15 protein-coding genes and 1 tRNA gene are annotated in these 15,139 nt (G+C 33.7%); 9 read left to right on the plus strand and 7 right to left on the minus strand.

Going from position 1 to position 15,139, the window contains the following annotated elements; all coding sequences use genetic code 11:
* From GQN54_RS04335 to GQN54_RS04350, 4 genes are all read right to left on the minus strand, one after another.
* Nucleotides 1-1,677 (minus strand): ligand-binding sensor domain-containing protein (locus GQN54_RS04335; protein ID WP_207554821.1); only part of this gene is annotated, 1,677 nt, incomplete at its 3' end.
* A 72-nt stretch (nt 1,678-1,749) separates the two neighbouring features.
* On the minus strand, nt 1,750-2,091 hold the full coding sequence (locus GQN54_RS04340) for a hypothetical protein (RefSeq protein ID WP_160632294.1): 342 nt from the start codon (nt 2,089-2,091) through the stop codon (nt 1,750-1,752).
* 209 nt (nt 2,092-2,300) lie between these two features.
* Nucleotides 2,301-2,374 (minus strand) — tRNA-Arg (locus tag GQN54_RS04345).
* 96 nt (nt 2,375-2,470) lie between these two features.
* Complete coding sequence (locus tag GQN54_RS04350) at nt 2,471-4,438, minus strand: tetratricopeptide repeat protein (protein ID WP_160632295.1); 1,968 nt, start codon at nt 4,436-4,438, stop codon at nt 2,471-2,473.
* A gap of 159 nt (nt 4,439-4,597) precedes the next feature.
* On the opposite strand from GQN54_RS04350, the gene GQN54_RS04355 reads away from it, so the two are divergent.
* The 6 genes from GQN54_RS04355 (at nt 4,598) to GQN54_RS04380 (ending at nt 12,118) form a co-directional block, all read left to right on the plus strand.
* Nucleotides 4,598-6,577: a tetratricopeptide repeat-containing sensor histidine kinase gene (locus GQN54_RS04355; RefSeq protein WP_160632296.1), complete on the plus strand. Its 1,980-nt coding sequence runs from the start codon at nt 4,598-4,600 to the stop codon at nt 6,575-6,577.
* Nucleotides 6,577-8,517: a tetratricopeptide repeat-containing sensor histidine kinase gene (locus GQN54_RS04360; protein WP_160632297.1), complete on the plus strand. Its 1,941-nt coding sequence runs from the start codon at nt 6,577-6,579 to the stop codon at nt 8,515-8,517. Before GQN54_RS04355 ends, GQN54_RS04360 begins: the two co-directional genes overlap by 1 nt.
* A gap of 124 nt (nt 8,518-8,641) precedes the next feature.
* Entirely contained in the window at nt 8,642-8,863 is a 222-nt protein-coding gene (locus GQN54_RS04365) for a response regulator transcription factor (RefSeq protein ID WP_160632298.1), read from the plus strand.
* A 41-nt stretch (nt 8,864-8,904) separates the two neighbouring features.
* Entirely contained in the window at nt 8,905-10,023 is a 1,119-nt protein-coding gene (locus GQN54_RS04370; protein ID WP_160632299.1) for a WD40 repeat domain-containing protein, read from the plus strand.
* 17 nt (nt 10,024-10,040) lie between these two features.
* Nucleotides 10,041-10,409, plus strand: a complete 369-nt coding sequence (locus GQN54_RS04375) for a hypothetical protein (RefSeq protein WP_160632300.1) — start codon at nt 10,041-10,043, stop codon at nt 10,407-10,409.
* Between the two features lie 32 nt (nt 10,410-10,441).
* Nucleotides 10,442-12,118 (plus strand): outer membrane protein assembly factor BamB family protein, encoded by a 1,677-nt coding sequence (locus GQN54_RS04380; protein ID WP_160632301.1) that lies wholly within the window; start codon nt 10,442-10,444, stop codon nt 12,116-12,118.
* Nucleotides 12,119-12,163: 45 nt separating this feature from the next.
* On the opposite strand, the gene GQN54_RS04385 is transcribed toward GQN54_RS04380, so the two are convergent.
* The gene (locus GQN54_RS04385; RefSeq protein ID WP_160632302.1) at nt 12,164-12,799 is read right to left on the minus strand and encodes a DUF1801 domain-containing protein; all 636 of its coding nucleotides are present in this window, start codon (nt 12,797-12,799) and stop codon (nt 12,164-12,166) included.
* A gap of 205 nt (nt 12,800-13,004) precedes the next feature.
* Nucleotides 13,005-13,523 (minus strand): 3'-5' exonuclease, encoded by a 519-nt coding sequence (locus GQN54_RS04390; protein WP_160632303.1) that lies wholly within the window; start codon nt 13,521-13,523, stop codon nt 13,005-13,007.
* 67 nt (nt 13,524-13,590) lie between these two features.
* On the opposite strand from GQN54_RS04390, the gene GQN54_RS04395 reads away from it, so the two are divergent.
* Complete coding sequence (locus GQN54_RS04395) at nt 13,591-13,878, plus strand: hypothetical protein (protein WP_160632304.1); 288 nt, start codon at nt 13,591-13,593, stop codon at nt 13,876-13,878.
* 57 nt (nt 13,879-13,935) lie between these two features.
* Here the strand turns inward: GQN54_RS04395 and GQN54_RS04400 are convergent, their stop codons facing one another.
* A complete protein-coding gene (locus tag GQN54_RS04400) occupies nt 13,936-14,079 on the minus strand; it encodes a hypothetical protein (RefSeq protein WP_160632305.1) in 144 nt (47 codons plus the stop codon).
* Nucleotides 14,080-14,306: 227 nt separating this feature from the next.
* Here GQN54_RS04400 and GQN54_RS04405 point away from each other — a divergent pair, with 227 nt between their 5' ends.
* Nucleotides 14,307-14,816 (plus strand): DinB family protein, encoded by a 510-nt coding sequence (locus tag GQN54_RS04405; RefSeq protein WP_160632306.1) that lies wholly within the window; start codon nt 14,307-14,309, stop codon nt 14,814-14,816.
* Nucleotides 14,809-15,138: a tRNA-binding protein gene (locus GQN54_RS04410; protein WP_160632307.1), complete on the plus strand. Its 330-nt coding sequence runs from the start codon at nt 14,809-14,811 to the stop codon at nt 15,136-15,138. Before GQN54_RS04405 ends, GQN54_RS04410 begins: the two co-directional genes overlap by 8 nt.
* Nucleotide 15,139: the final 1 nt, after the last annotated feature.

Here is a 15,139-nt window from a genome sequence, read left to right on the forward strand (position 1 = left end):
AGCAGTAACATTGGTTGCCGAGCTTGTCGCATTATTGATGGTCAAATTCAAAGTAATTACAGAATCACAACCTGCAGCATTTTGGATGGTATCGTTATACAATCCTGTAGCAGTATAAGTCATGCTGTTTTGCGCCCAAGTGTAAGTATCGCAAGCAACTTGTATATCAGTAGAATTTGAGCTTGAGCATTCGCTATATTTAGCAACAAAAGCGCTTATGCCAGTACTAGAATAGTAAGCAGTAGCTTTAGATGGATCAAAATCAGAGTTTATTCCATTAAAGTATCCTACAATGTTTATATTGTTTGATTTGTCCATTACTAGGGAATAGATATACTCATTACCCATACCACCCAAACTAAAAGCTTCTAAGTAGTTGCCATTTGGGCTATATTTAGATATGAATGCATCGTTATTACCGGCAGAGGTTATGATTGCAGAATTATTTGAAAAATCAAAATCCACTGTTCCATAGAAAGAACCAGCAATTGTAATATTGCCAGAACTGTCTAAAGCAATAGAGCTTGCAATGTCATTACTATAAGGATTACCAAAACTATTAGCCCAAAGTAGATTTCCATTATTATCATATTTGGACAAGAAAACATCCATATATCCTAAACTAGTTAGATTTTTAGTATTACTCGAAGGGTCAAAGTCAGCAATCCCCTTAAAATGACCTGTCATATAAGTATTTCCTTGGTTATCTATAACCAAGTCTCTACTTTCGTCGTCATCGATTCCACCCATACTTTTAGCCCAAATGATATTTCCATTTGAATCGTATTTGGCCAAGAAAATATCTTGACTAGGAAATCCATTTAATTTAATTGAGGATATTAAGTTTGTATTTGATCCGGATGGATCAAAATCTGCTATTCCATGAAAGTAACCAGTCAGATAAATATATCCGGCATTGTCAATTGATACTACTTTCCCTACATCACTATAATTTCCACCTAAACTAATAGCCCATTTATTTTGACCATTGGAATCATATTTTGCAAGAAAGGCATTACCACCTCCTGTATCATAAATATTTGAATGCGAGGATGAAGGGTCAAAATTAGCTAATCCGACAAATTCTCCGGTTATATATACATTACCAATTGCATCTAATGCTATAGAATGGCTATTGTCATATTTATCACCACCTAAATTATTGACCCAAACTAAATTTCCATTTGAATCGTATTTAGCTAGAAATGCATTGTAAAAAGCAGAAGTTCCCCCGGAACCAACTTGAGCGGTGAGAACATGGGAACTCGAAGAAGGGTCAAAATCAGCTGAAATTTGATAGAAACCTGTAATATATATATTTCCGAAAGCATCAACTGATAAGGCGTTAGCTTGGTCACTTCTATCTCCTCCCATATTAATCGCCCAAATATAATTTCCATTTTTATCGTATTTCGCTATAAAAATATCAGAGCTTGGTGTTCCTGTATAACTGGTTGTAGAGGTTAAGTTTGCAACAGATGTTGAAGGATCAAAATCAATTGTACCTGAAAAATAACCGGTTAAAATGGAGTTGCCTAAATGATCAATTGCGATGGAATATGATAGACTAGATGAATTCGTCCCTTGCAGTACATTTGCCCATTTAAATGCAACATTATTTTGTGCTATGGAGCATACATTTAATAGCATGGCTATTATGACTAATTTTTTATTCATTTTCTATTATTTTGATATGGAATTCAAAAGTATTGAAATTATAAAATAATTAACATACCGATAAATGCGTATTTATTCGGATAAATTTACCTTTTGTTTTATAAAACGCATTTTCGCTATTTCTTTTCCTTGATTGTAATGAAAAATAGAAGAATCTAAATTTGAAGCTTCCCACATAATTCCCAAACTTTTATTCAACTCCATTTTTAATGAGTCATTTTCAGTTTGAAGAAGGACTTTTTCAAAAGAGTCTATTTTCTCGTGGTTTTGACCAAGAATTAGATTAGCGTTTATTAATAGAAAGAGGACTAAAAACACTCTGATTAGAATGTTTTTAAAGTAAATGTGCCCTCTTCTTGCTTTTAAAAAGAAAATGAATTGGACAATAGGTGAAAAGCGAAGATTGAGAAACATTGAGGGTAAAAGTAGCTATTTTCTGAAAAAGATTAACCCAGCCATTTGAAGGGGGGAGATAGTCAATTAAAGGGTTAACCAAAAAAGAGCAAGAAACCCTTATTCCACTATTGAAGTAGTTATTAATCTCTTTGTCTTGAGTGGGAGTCGTCAATATTAAGGGACATAAAAAAATCCCAAATCGTAAACAATTTGGGATTTTAAAAGAGTGACCTCGGAAGGATTCAAACCTTCAACCTCCACAGCCGTAATGTGGTGCACTATTCAGTTATGCTACGAGGCCATTTTCGAAGCGCAAAACTACAAAAAATATTAAATGCATGCCAATTGTTTTTATTAAATTGAAAAGATAAATGAATACAATCCTAATGAAAAGGTATTATACGGGAAATTGGCTGCGGTTTAAATTAGGGTTTAGTTGAACTGCAGTATCAAAGCTGCTTTTGGATTTGTCTATTTCTCCTATCTCATAATAATTTAACCCTAAATTTAAGTAATACTGAGAATTATTCGGAGAAGATTGAATTGCATTTTCAAGAATATCAATGCTTTTGGAGAACTGCTTATTCAATGATAAAGCAGTAGTTAGGTTAATAATGATATCTGCATCATTTGGCTTCAAATTGTTAGCTTGATCTAAATATTTTATGGCCTTTGGAAGGTTGCTGAGCTGTTGTCCATAAATATTTCCAATTAAAAAATAGATGGCTGCGGGCTCAATTGAATGCATAACATACTCTTCATATAGCTTAACTTTTGTGGAAGGATCTTCCACCTTGCCGATTACAAATTGAATGTTTTGATGAGCATTACTATGAGAAGGATTGATTGTGAGAATGTCGTAATAATACTTTAGTGCTTTGTGAGGAGATTTAGATAATTCATATTGGGCATTCCCCATTAATAATTTAGGGTCTATGTATTCAGGGTAAATATCAATAGCTTTCTGCAAGTGAGCTATTGATTGCATTAATAATTGTTGTTTTTCAACTGGGTTGTGGGTTGATTGTGCTTGCTCTAGCAATAAACCTCCTGCCATTGTTTGGCTTTTAGCACCATTAACACTTGTTTTTGCGTCTATTGTCGCCAAAACTAAATTACTCTTCCAAACTTGATTTCTACTTATGGTTTTCCCTGAGTATGCTAAGAGTATACCGAATAGAATACCTATCGCTATGTTTTTATTTTTGAGTAGTTTATGACTGTCTAATAACAGAAAATGGGCTAAAATAATACAAAATCCTAAAGAGGAGACATATATAAATCGTTCATTCATGAACACTCCAATTGAAAAGAAAAGATTGGAAGAAATACTTAAGCTCAATCCGTATAGAATTATTCCAAAGGCGTAAATGTTTTTCTTTATCAACCCCTTGATTGAAAAAAGTATCAAGCTGACATAAACAATAACGCTCCATATTACTATTGGGTTGGTGAAACTAACGATAGGAATATGTTTCGGATAATAATCGTAGGTAAGTGGATGTGGGAAGAATAATAATGCGATATACTTCCACAAGGTAAAGATTATTGTAGCATATTTATCTGAAGTAGAGGCTTCTAAAAACGGGTCATTCATTAGGTTGTCAGCAACAGCATCTATAAACATACTACCAATTACCTGCCCTCTAATGAGGTACCAAATGGCGGCGATAGTGAATAAGCTTCCGAAACTAATGGACAATAGTTTCCAATTGTTAGTTCTAAAAAAATAAATCGTAACAGGAATTATCGCTAAAAATGTGATGGCTGTTTCTTTGCTTAGTAGTGCAAAAAAATAACAACCCATTGCGATAACTAGATAAACCCAATTTCGGTAATCAATGTATTTAAGAAGGAAATAAAGAGAGGCTAACACCCCTGTAAATGATAAAATCTCATCACTACCTTTTATATTGGCTACTACTTCTGTATGTATAGGATGGGCAATAAATAGTAAAGTAATTATTGCAGCTAGTAAATTCTGAGATTGTTTTGGAATACGCTCTTTAAATAGTTGTAAAAGTACCTTAAACAATAGGAGGACGTTCGTTAAATAAAAAAGTACAGTGAATAAATGAAATACTTTGGCATTCATTCCGAAAACTTGATGAATCAATGCGAAAACGGCAATAGATAGCGGTCTGTATCGTCCACCTGAAACTAAGCTTTTTTGTTGTCCATAGAAGCCGACCATTGATTCTGTTGAAAAAATCGAAGGAATGCCGGAAAGACCTTGCTTCACGAAACTATTCTCTGTGATTACAATGGAATCGTCTAACACAAAGTCATGGTTTAGAGTATTCCCATAAAGTAAGAATGTAAATACAATAAAAACACCTAGGTATAATGATGTTGAAACGTTCATGAATTTCATTCAGTCAAAGAAACAAAAAAACAATTGTATCGGGAATAGTATTTGATAAAATCATTGAAGAGACGTATTTGACTACGTTGATTACCGTATTTTTTCTTAAATAGGAGCTTTCTGTTTTTCGAAAGGGATTGATTTTTATATTTTCGGAGGATGAAACGCATTATATACTTTATTCTATCATTATATCCTTTGCTCGCAGTAGCCGGAAATGAACAAGTAAGAGATAGTATAAAACAGTTGATAAGAACGTCAATGACAGAAGCTCACCGTATCAATCAATATGTGGCTCTTTCTAAAGCTTTCATTGATGTAAATATTGACTCTTCAGAATATTATATAAAAATTGCCTATCAAAATGCAATTGATATTGACTATGAAAAAGGAATTATTGCCACTCTTAACATTAAAGGTAACATTTTACAACGAAGGGGAAAACTAGATGAATCCATGCAAATGTATGAAGTCGCTAAGAAGATGGCATTGAAGAATAACGATGATTCTAGTCTGGCTAAGATTTTAAATAACATCGGAATAATTCATAATAACAAAGGAGAATTTAATAAGGCTTTAGAGGCCTATTTTCAAGCATTGGATTATGAAAAGAAAATTAATCATAAAAGAGGTATAGCAGAGGCATATAACAACATCGGAGTAGTTCATTACTACCTGTCCGATATGGAGAATACCTTGTTATACCTTAAAAAGTCTTCTGAGATTTCTAAGGAAATCGGCGATTTAGAAATATTGAAGAAGGGATTGATTAATATAGGTGCCATTCACAGATATAGAGGAGAGTATGATGAAGCGTTATCCAATTATTATGAGGCGTTAGAAATTTGTGAAGTTTTAGGAAATCATGCTGACATGAATACGAGTTGGCACAATATTGCAGAGGTTTACTCTTTGCAGCACCGATATAAAGAATCAGAAGAGTATTATAGAAAGGCACTCGTATTCAATCAGAAGTTTGATAACAAAAACGGTTTAGCATTGGAGTATAACAATATTGGAAGTCTTTATTTAAAACAAAATCGATATAAAGAAGCCAAAGAATATTTTGAAAAAGCATTGACAATTAGCCGAGAGGCCGGATATAGAAAACTAAAGGAGGATATATACGATGGTCTAGCCAATCTGTATGCCAAGCAAAATAATTTCGCTAAGGCATTTGAATATTCGCAAATGTATATCAAGTTAAAAGACAGTATTCTTAATGAGGAGAACTCCAAAAATATAGCGGAGTTACGCACTAAATATGAAACGGCTGAAAAAGAAAAGCTGTTGGCAGAAGAAAAGGGAATGACTGCTATATTAAGGTCTGAAAAAGCTGAAGCCGAGCTTGAAACTGTAAATAGGAACAAGTGGATTATCTTTTTAGCATTAATCATGATAGCCGCGAGCATGGTGTTTTTAGCAATAGTTCAGAACAATAAGCGAAAAGCACAAGCAGAAATTGATGCCGCAATAATCGAAGAAAGGGATCAAGGAGTGAATGCTGTTATTCAAGCACAAGAAGAAGAAAGGAAACGAATTTCAAAAGAACTTCATGATGGAATTGGACAACAACTGAGTGGTTTAAAAATGGCGTTTCAACGATTAGAGGATCGATTAAATCAAGAGATACCTCACCGAAAGGATGAAATTAAGAGATTGGTATCGATTATTAGTGATTCAGCAGATGAAGTAAGGACAATTTCTCATCAAATGATGCCAAGGGCATTAACGGAGGAAGGGTTATTGCCGGCAATAGGCGATTTGTTGACTAAAAGTTTAGAGCCTTTAGATATCAAACATGATTACGAACATTATGGTATTTCAGGGCGATTGGAAGAAAGAATTGAATTGAGCCTATACCGTGTTCTACAAGAATTAATTAACAATATTATAAAGCATGCAGAAGCTACGGAAGTGAATGTGCAACTTTTTAAGAACGGTGATCGTATTATTTTAATGGTTGAAGATAATGGAAAGGGTTTTGTTTCTGATTCAAAATCAGATGGACATGGGTTGCTTAATATAAAAAGTCGGATAAACTCATTGGGAGGTGATGTTAATTATACTCCAAGTCCAAATCATGGAACTGTGGTAACTATTAGAATACCTCTTTCTAAAGTACAAAATTACGCTTGATGAAAAGATACTTTCTTCTTCTGTTTTGTTGGTATATGGTCGGATACGGTCAAACTCATGTCGCAAATTTAGATAGTGTTTTATCAACGATGAAAGGATTGTCTGATAGTGCGAAAGTAGATAGTATGATTCAGGTTTCAAGATTCATAGTAAGAAATCATTCAAATGGAGAAGGGTTAGCTTATGCTTTGTGGGCACACCAAATGGGAGTAAAAAAGGGATTTACTGATTTAATACCGAAGGCTCGATTTTATATAGCTAATAATTATGAAAATAAGGGAGTTATAGATAGCACTATTAAACATTATAACCTAGCGCTCTTAGAATCTAAAAGCACGAAGCATCAAAATTGGTATGGCTACATATTTAACAATATCATTGTAGCATTACAAAAGAGAGGGCGATACGATGAAGCCCTTGCTGTAGCCTTTGAAGGATTAGAAATGGCAAGAACTCTGCAGGATACCTATTACATTGCTCGTTTTTATTCAGATATTGGATACATTCACGATCGATTAAATAATTTTTCAGAATCTATAAAATGGCAAAAAAAGGGCATCGGACTTTTTGATTTAATTGGAGAAGACGTTAAAAAACATTTTGCGATATCCAGAATTGGAATCGCCTATGACGAATTAGGAGATTATGATTCAGCTCACTACTACAATCAAATCGCTTTACAATTTTTTACAGCAGAGAACTCTATCAAAGATATTGGAATGATAAAGTCTAATATTGGAAATACCTATCTCAAAGAAAATAATTGGAAAATGGCATTGGATTACTTAAAAGATGCTTACGAAATCAATTACATTACAGGGGATAATTTGGCGCTAAGTATTACGGCGATTAACCTTGGTAGGGCCAATAAAGAAATAGGTAATATTTCTAGAGCTAAGAGTCTATTTTCTGAAGGTATTCGTTTGTCAAAAGCTTTGGACGATTTAAAATTTCAATCAGAGGGGTATTATTCTTATTATGATTTGTTTGAATCACTGCAGCAATACGATTCAGCTTTGTTTTATTTTAAATGGTACAAAGTGTTAGAAGATAGCCTCTATACTTTAAAGAAGTCTGAACAAATTGCAGAGCTAATCACTAAGTATGAAACCAAAGAAAAGGAACAGCAAATTGAACTTCAAGAATTAACCTTAAAAAAACAAGAAGCTCAGATTGTTTCCAATCGATGGTTGAACTTTTTATTGATAGCATTGTGTGTTCTTGTGATTGTAGTATCAATTGGGCTTTATCTTAGATATATAGGAAAAAAAGATGCCGAAATACAACGAATGCTGATTGAAGAGCAAGAAAAAGGGTTAAATGCGGTCATCACAGCCCAAGAAGAAGAACGAAAGCGCATTTCCAAAGATTTGCATGATGGAATCGGTCAACAATTAAGTGGGTTAAAAATGGCATTTCAAAAAATGCTAAGAAACTGGAGTTTCAATAATCCTGAAGAGCGAGAAGAATTAAATCGACTCACTGAAATATTAAGTGAATCAGCCGATGAAGTTCGATCTATTTCTCATCAGATGATGCCCAAATCTCTTACTGAGCTTGGGATCGTTTCTGCATTAGAAGACTTGCTTTCAAAGAGCTTGGGAATGGTAGGGATTGAATATGAATTCGAGCACCATAAGGTAACAGATCGTGTGGAGGAGCAAATTGAAGTTACAATTTATCGCATAGTTCAAGAATTAATCAATAATATTATCAAGCACTCCAATGCTCAAATGGTGCACATTCAGTTATTCAAAAATGCAGGAAAAATTATTCTCATAGTAGAGGACAATGGAAATGGTTTCGCTGAAAATTCTACTGAAAAAGGGCATGGTTTGTTGAACATTAAAAGTAGGTTGAATACAATTCATGGGGAGGTAAATTATGCACCAAGCCCTGCTAGTGGAACCATTGCAACCATTCGGATTCCTATCAATTGAATCAATATTTTCATTTCTAAACATTAGCCTAATACGGTAAAAGTCGTAGGTAAAATCGGTTGATTCCTCTATTTAAATCAACTTAGAATCTATGGTACTTCGTGTAGAATAAATTTTTAATCTCATGAAGAAAGAAGTAAAGCAAGAAATGGAGGTTCTAACTGCTAGGGAAACAGAAGTTTTAAAGCATATTGCTAATGGTTATTCAAATACTGAAATTGGAAAAAAACTTCAGATTAGTCATCGAACAGTAGATTCTCATCGAACAAATATTCGAAATAAATTAGGAGTGCACAACCTAGCACAAATGATTAAATACGCTTTAAAAGAAGGTATTGTAGATTAATGAAGTCTGAACAGATTCACTTACAAAATAGCTTTAATACAATGAAAATTCAGCTAGTTTATAGTTTGTTGCTTTTGTTTCCTGTCTTTTCGATTGGTCAAAATATTAATGAACAGTACGATAAATGGGCAGTTACAGAAGATGTCATAAACATCACAGGGATTGATCTTTCCCCAAATGGAAAAGAAGTGGCTTTAGTCGGGGGGAAGATGGATGCGATATACTTATACGATCATGTTAACCGAAAGCTGTTGCGAAAAATTCCAATGGATAAGGATTATAGCGGTTATAGAGTAGAGTATTCATCTAATGGCAATTATTTATTACTGCAAGAAAGAGTTACAGAATATTATTCCACCAAAAATTCTCGGGCCGGAGGTTATGCTGTAATAGATTTGAAGTCAGATAAAATAATTCATCAGTACAAAATGATTAATGATTTGAAGATCTCATTCGATGAGAAATACCTTATTGTACTGGATAATGGAACGTTAGAAATAAAAGAACTCTCAAGTGGGAAAACGATTCAAAAATTTAAACCTGAGGGGGCGACAAATGCTGTCGCTATTAGTCCAAACGGAGAAGATCTAGCAGTAGTACAGAAACCTAACAAAGCTGATATAAAAATGTTAGTCGACCGTAAAATGAACAAAAAGTCGATTAAGGCGGCTGCTAAATATAAGTTCTTGATTGCTATCTACGACTTCAAAACTCAAGAATTAAAAAGTGTAGTGCCTGAGTTTTATGACAATATAAGCATGCTTAAATACACTCCTGATGGGGAAAAACTTTTGAGCTTTAATATTGCTCAAAATTCTTACGTCAATGTAGCACTGCCTCAGTCAAATTATGAACCAACTAGAGAATCCTATTTAGGAAGAAGTACCACTCAACCTGATTTTCAATACGATTTTAGTGGTAATTATTTCGGGATAGCTACTGTAGAGAAGTTTCCTGCAATTAATATTTATCATGTTGGTAGTGGCTCAATCACTGATCAGTACGATACTCAAAATAAAATATGGAAAAGTGCAAAGCTTAATTTTTTTGCGGGAACTAACGCAAGTTTCATATTTACTCCTGATGGAGAATACGCCATAATAGCTTATGGTAATTCATTGATAAAATGGAGATATAACCAATACAATCCCAATAATTAATGCCTAAATCGACAATCATGAAAACCATATTGAGATTCTTATTTAGCATACTACTTCTGCTTTCACTTAATATCACATATGCACAAAAGAAACCTTATTACACGGAGCAAGAACAAGTAGTAGAAGCCGCTCGAAACGCATTAAATAATGCTGTGGAGTCTGGAGATTTTAAAGAGTGGGCAATAAAAAATAACATGAAAGGTAGTTTCACTTTTAACCTCACCATAGGAGGTACGAAAGGAGAAGTATATACTATCAATGCGCTAGAAAGAACGGGAGAGGTAAAACAGCAGAATACATTAAAGGATTATGTCAAGTCCATGAGATTCCCATTTAAGATGCCTAAGAATCGTAGCTATCAATTTGAATATGAATTTAATTTTTAATCAAATCAACTATAATTAATAAACCAATTGTTATGAAAAAGCAACTATTAATCATTTCAGGATTAGTCTCAATGAGCATAGGTGTATATGCTCAAGAAGATATGAAAGAAGCATGGACCCAAAAATACGATCACAAAACCGAAAGAGTTGGTACAGGCTTAGAAGGTGAAGGAGAAGTAAGTTACATCGCTACAGATAAGGAGATTACTGTGTTTAAAACGAGTAACGGGGATGTTGTATGGACCAACAAGTTTAAAGAGATAACTCCTAACCTTAGAAAAATTGACGAGCTGATACCATTTTGGGCCTCAGATGCCATGTTCTTATTTGACAAGAAGGTTGGTAAAGATAAATTAGCAGTGATAAGCCTCACTTCAGGTAAGGTTTTATGGGAAAGTGAAAAATATCAAGGTCTTACAGATGGTGCGATTAGTTATCTACCTGAGAAAAAGGGATTTTTATTATCCTTATCTGATGGGTTAGTATTTGTCGATGCTGTGACTGGAGAGGAGAAATGGGAAACCAAACAATTTGTAGGGGCTATTGGACAGTATATTTATGAAAATGGAGATATCGTCGTAATTAATGTTGCGCCTTCACATTTAATGTCTTTATTTAAAGCATTCAGAAATCAAATTGCGCGAATAGACCTAGACAATGGAAATATTAAATGGACAGCCAAATATAACGGGATAGCTGAAAAGAAAGTTATTACTAAAGAACGTGTTTATGATTTGACTAGAAAGGGAGATAAGTTATTTTTAGAGTTAAATGGAATTCAAGTTTTTGATTTTAATACAGGAGCTACTTTATGGACCGCGACTTATGATGCAACACCAGACGTAAAGAAACCTAAAACCGTTCGATATGGAGGTAGTGTATCTGGATATGTTAAAATTGGAGTGTATGAAACTACCGCCAAACCCGTAAGAGTAGGTAATGATGTTTACATTGTAGAAACTACTCAAAAAAGAGATCAAAAAATCAAGAAGTATGATGCAAATACAGGAAAGTTAATCTGGCAGAGTCCTGAAATTAAAGGAGCGAAATGTATTCCAAACTTGTTTGTGAAAGACGATAAAGTGATTATTCAAATAGGAGGAGTGGTAGAATATCAAGGTCGATACATGAGCGTGTCTAAAGATGCGAACACAGGAACCACTACTTGGACCTATACCGATAAAGTTTATTATGAAAATGTAAAACCAAATGGTTTACAAGCATTTAATACGAGCGATGGAACTTTAGCTTGGGATACAGAGCGATTTAAAAAAGGTATTACCAACTCATTTTCAGAAGGAGAAAATATCTATGTGAGTAGCGGTAAGGCCTTGTATTCAATAAAAAGTGCAGACGGAACTGTGAATTATGAAGTTGATGTAAAGAATGGTGGGGTTGGAAATGCAACTCAAATTCGTAAACATAAGGATAAGATTATTGTTATAGGAGAGAAAGGGGTTTCTGCTTTTAATCAAGTAGATGGCTCATATCAATATGGAAATAAATACAAAAGGTCTGAACCTGTAAAACAAATTGATAACATCTTATTGATGGTAACAGAAAACAATGATTTCGCAGCTTTTAACTTGGACGACTGTTCGTATGTTAAATACAATGCGAAAAAGGACTCTCAGCAAGAATTAAGTGAGGATGGAAACTTTGTTTGGGCGTATGAGAAAAAGGATGTAACAAAGTTAAAAACGCGCTAGTGTTTATGTCCTTAGGACGAGGTGTTGGGGCGCCTCGTCCCTTTTTTATAGATATTTATGTGATCCATCACAACTGGGCATTCGTTTAGATTGACCACAAATACAATCATGAATACCGATACCGTCTAAAATACGTTGTCGGTATTTTTCTATTCGATCTATTCTAGTTTTAGATTGTTTCGCACTGGAGAAGTACAAATGGTAGCCTCTCTGCCTTCCTGGAGTCAATGCTTCAAACGCTTCTTTAAATGCCTGGTTCTCATTCATCTTGTCTTTTAGTTCATCAATTAGATCCAGGTGACTACTTTTCTTTTTGTTGACTTTTATGCCGGCTTTTTCTACTTCAATAGATTCAAAAATATAAGTCTTTATGGTGTCTAACTGATTTGTAATTTCTTGAACCGAAGTAAATTTTAAATACCTTACAGATTGTGAGTTTTCACCAGGAGCTACTAAAAGTTTTTCAGTGTCTTGGAGTAACACTCCTTTTAAAAAACTTAATGCGATGAAACCTTTAAAACCAGCAATCATCATCATATTTGACTTTTTATATGTATAACACGGATTGCCCCACTTTAACTCTTCAGTGAGTCCGCACTCTAGTAATATCTTTTGAAGTAAAAGATATTCATCTTGCCATTGATTTGCACGCTGAATAAAATCGTCAACTTTTGGATGCATCGCTTTTGGTTTTAGCTATAAAACTATAAATTTTATCCAACTTGATAAGCTTATTATCTTAATCATTAACACCCTAATAATTCTCCTATTCCAAAGAAAACTGCTAGCCATATTAACCCTTTGATCAAGAAAAATAAAAAACCAGCGACTCCTATTCGCTTTAACCAAGATTTTTTAGGGGATGTAGAAGGTTCAGTTTTCATTTTTAAATTAATTGAGCAATTTCAGTAGGGTTTTCTTTTAGTATCATCTCGAATAACTGAACCGTTGCAGCAGCATCACCCTTGGCCCTGTGTCTTCCTTTAAGTTCAATTCCAAGATCTTTACACAGCTTTCCTAAACTATAAGATGGTCTATATGGTATGTATTTTCTGCTGAGGACAACAGTGCACAAATGCTTACGTTCGTATTTATAACCTAAACTTTTAAATTCTTCTTTGATATAGGAATAATCAAATTTAGAATTATGAGCGATAATGGTGGCTCCTTGAGTGATTTGAACAATTTCTTTAGCCACTTCATAAAACTTGGGGGCATCTTCTACCATATCATCAGTTATCCCGGTTAATTTCTGAATGAATGGAGGAATTGGTATTTGAGGATTAATTAAGGTAGAAAATTCTCTAATTACTTTCAAACCATCATGTATAAAGATGGCTATCTCAGTTATTTTTCCTTGTCTAGCATTCCCGCCTGTAGTTTCTATGTCAATTATGGCAAACAATCCGTATTTTTGTGCAAATTTATCATTTAAGAATGAATTGATTGATTAAACATTTAAAACTTTAGATATGTCGAGTAAAAGAGAATTAAAAGAATCCATTAAATACAGAACCAACTTATTGATGGAGGATGCTTTTTCATACACATTGAACCACCCCGGAGACAATGATAAGAAAGCAGATGAATTAATAGATACTATAGCAGATAAGTGGTTTGAATTGGTAGCGAAAGTAAATCATTACCCACGAAATGGAAAGCGAGCTGAAGTGAAAAAATACTTTGCAGGAATTAAGTCAGAACTAGATGAGTCTGCTGAAAAATTCAATAAAGAAATAGATAAATTGTATAAGAGCTAATTGCCAAAATACAAGTATAAAAAAAGTCTCAATATCAATTATTGAGACTTTTTGTTTTTACATTGGTACTATTTTTAAATCTGGATACCTTGGGAGCCATATTTCCAAGGCCTTTTCATCTTTTACGTATATGATGGTATTTCGATCTAATTTTACTTTAATTTTTGGCTGTAATACTTTTTCTTTTTTACCTTTCGCCATGTCTATATATTTGTTTGTCGTAATATAATTATAATTTTTAAATATACCATAAAAAATATGCACGCATAATAATTAGTTGTTAAAGTTCCTTAATGCTGTTTTCAAGAATTAAGAATATGGCAATCATAGTATAGCGAGTAGCATTAAAATTTGGTAAAGAATTTCTCTTTTGACTAGTCGAATAAATGGAATGGTCTTAACTTTCGGAATCAAAATATAAGAGAATTATGAATAAACCCAACTTAGATCAAGTTGCCGATTACTATCATAAATACATAAAATTGGTTCCTGATGGTGATTTTTATAATCTAATGAATAATAATGTTTTATTGCTTAAAAAAGCGTTAGCAAAAAACAAGAAAGGAGCAGATTATGCATATGCAGAAGGGAAGTGGACCATCAAAGAGATAGTGAGTCACCTTATTGATGTGGAAAGGGTGATGATGAATAGGGTGCACGCTTTTGTTAGAGGAGAAAAAAATCCAATCGCAGGTTATGATCATGATGCTTATGTGGCTGATGCGGATCTTTCTAATAAATCATTGGAAGGCCTTATCAATGAGTTTGAATTGATACGTAAAGCGAATTTGGCGATGTTTCAAAATTTTTCTGAATTAGAATGGGAAAGAGGCGGAATAGCTAATAATGTTCAGTTTACAGTTAGGGCAATAGCATATATAATGATTGGGCATGTAATTCATCATGTCAATGTGTTAGAGGAGAGGTATTATGATTGATTGGAATGATTTTGAAAAAGTAGATATTCGAACAGGTACAATTGTATCTGCAACAGTTTTTGAAAAAGCGAGAAAGCCAGCTTATATTCTACATATCGATTTTGGTGAATTAGGAATAAAGAAATCCTCTGCACAAATTACTTCTCACTATTCTACTGATGATTTAATAGGGAAACAAGTTATAGCTGTTGTAAACTTCCCAGCAAAGCAAATAGCCAATATTCAATCGGAATGTTTGGTACTAGGAGCAGTTGAGGAGGATGGTAAAGTGGTGATTCTACAAACAGAACGACCAGTAAAAAACGGAATAAAAATTAGTTAGC

The organism is Acidiluteibacter ferrifornacis (assembly GCF_009909615.1).
Lineage (GTDB): Bacteria > Bacteroidota > Bacteroidia > Flavobacteriales_E > Vicingaceae > Acidiluteibacter > Acidiluteibacter ferrifornacis.

Coding starts and splice junctions, on each gene's coding strand:
- GQN54_RS04340 (WP_160632294.1), bottom strand. CDS start 2,091: ATGTTTCTCAATCTTCGCTTTTCACCTATTGTCCAATTCATTTTCTTT.
- GQN54_RS04370 (WP_160632299.1), top strand. CDS start 8,905: ATGAAAATTCAGCTAGTTTATAGTTTGTTGCTTTTGTTTCCTGTCTTT.
- GQN54_RS04355 (WP_160632296.1), top strand. CDS start 4,598: ATGAAACGCATTATATACTTTATTCTATCATTATATCCTTTGCTCGCA.
- GQN54_RS04365 (WP_160632298.1), top strand. CDS start 8,642: ATGAAGAAAGAAGTAAAGCAAGAAATGGAGGTTCTAACTGCTAGGGAA.
- GQN54_RS04360 (WP_160632297.1), top strand. CDS start 6,577: ATGAAAAGATACTTTCTTCTTCTGTTTTGTTGGTATATGGTCGGATAC.
- GQN54_RS04375 (WP_160632300.1), top strand. CDS start 10,041: ATGAAAACCATATTGAGATTCTTATTTAGCATACTACTTCTGCTTTCA.
- GQN54_RS04405 (WP_160632306.1), top strand. CDS start 14,307: ATGAATAAACCCAACTTAGATCAAGTTGCCGATTACTATCATAAATAC.
- GQN54_RS04410 (WP_160632307.1), top strand. CDS start 14,809: ATGATTGATTGGAATGATTTTGAAAAAGTAGATATTCGAACAGGTACA.
- GQN54_RS04395 (WP_160632304.1), top strand. CDS start 13,591: ATGTCGAGTAAAAGAGAATTAAAAGAATCCATTAAATACAGAACCAAC.
- GQN54_RS04350 (WP_160632295.1), bottom strand. CDS start 4,438: ATGAACGTTTCAACATCATTATACCTAGGTGTTTTTATTGTATTTACA.
- GQN54_RS04380 (WP_160632301.1), top strand. CDS start 10,442: ATGAAAAAGCAACTATTAATCATTTCAGGATTAGTCTCAATGAGCATA.
- GQN54_RS04385 (WP_160632302.1), bottom strand. CDS start 12,799: ATGCATCCAAAAGTTGACGATTTTATTCAGCGTGCAAATCAATGGCAA.
- GQN54_RS04400 (WP_160632305.1), bottom strand. CDS start 14,079: ATGGCGAAAGGTAAAAAAGAAAAAGTATTACAGCCAAAAATTAAAGTA.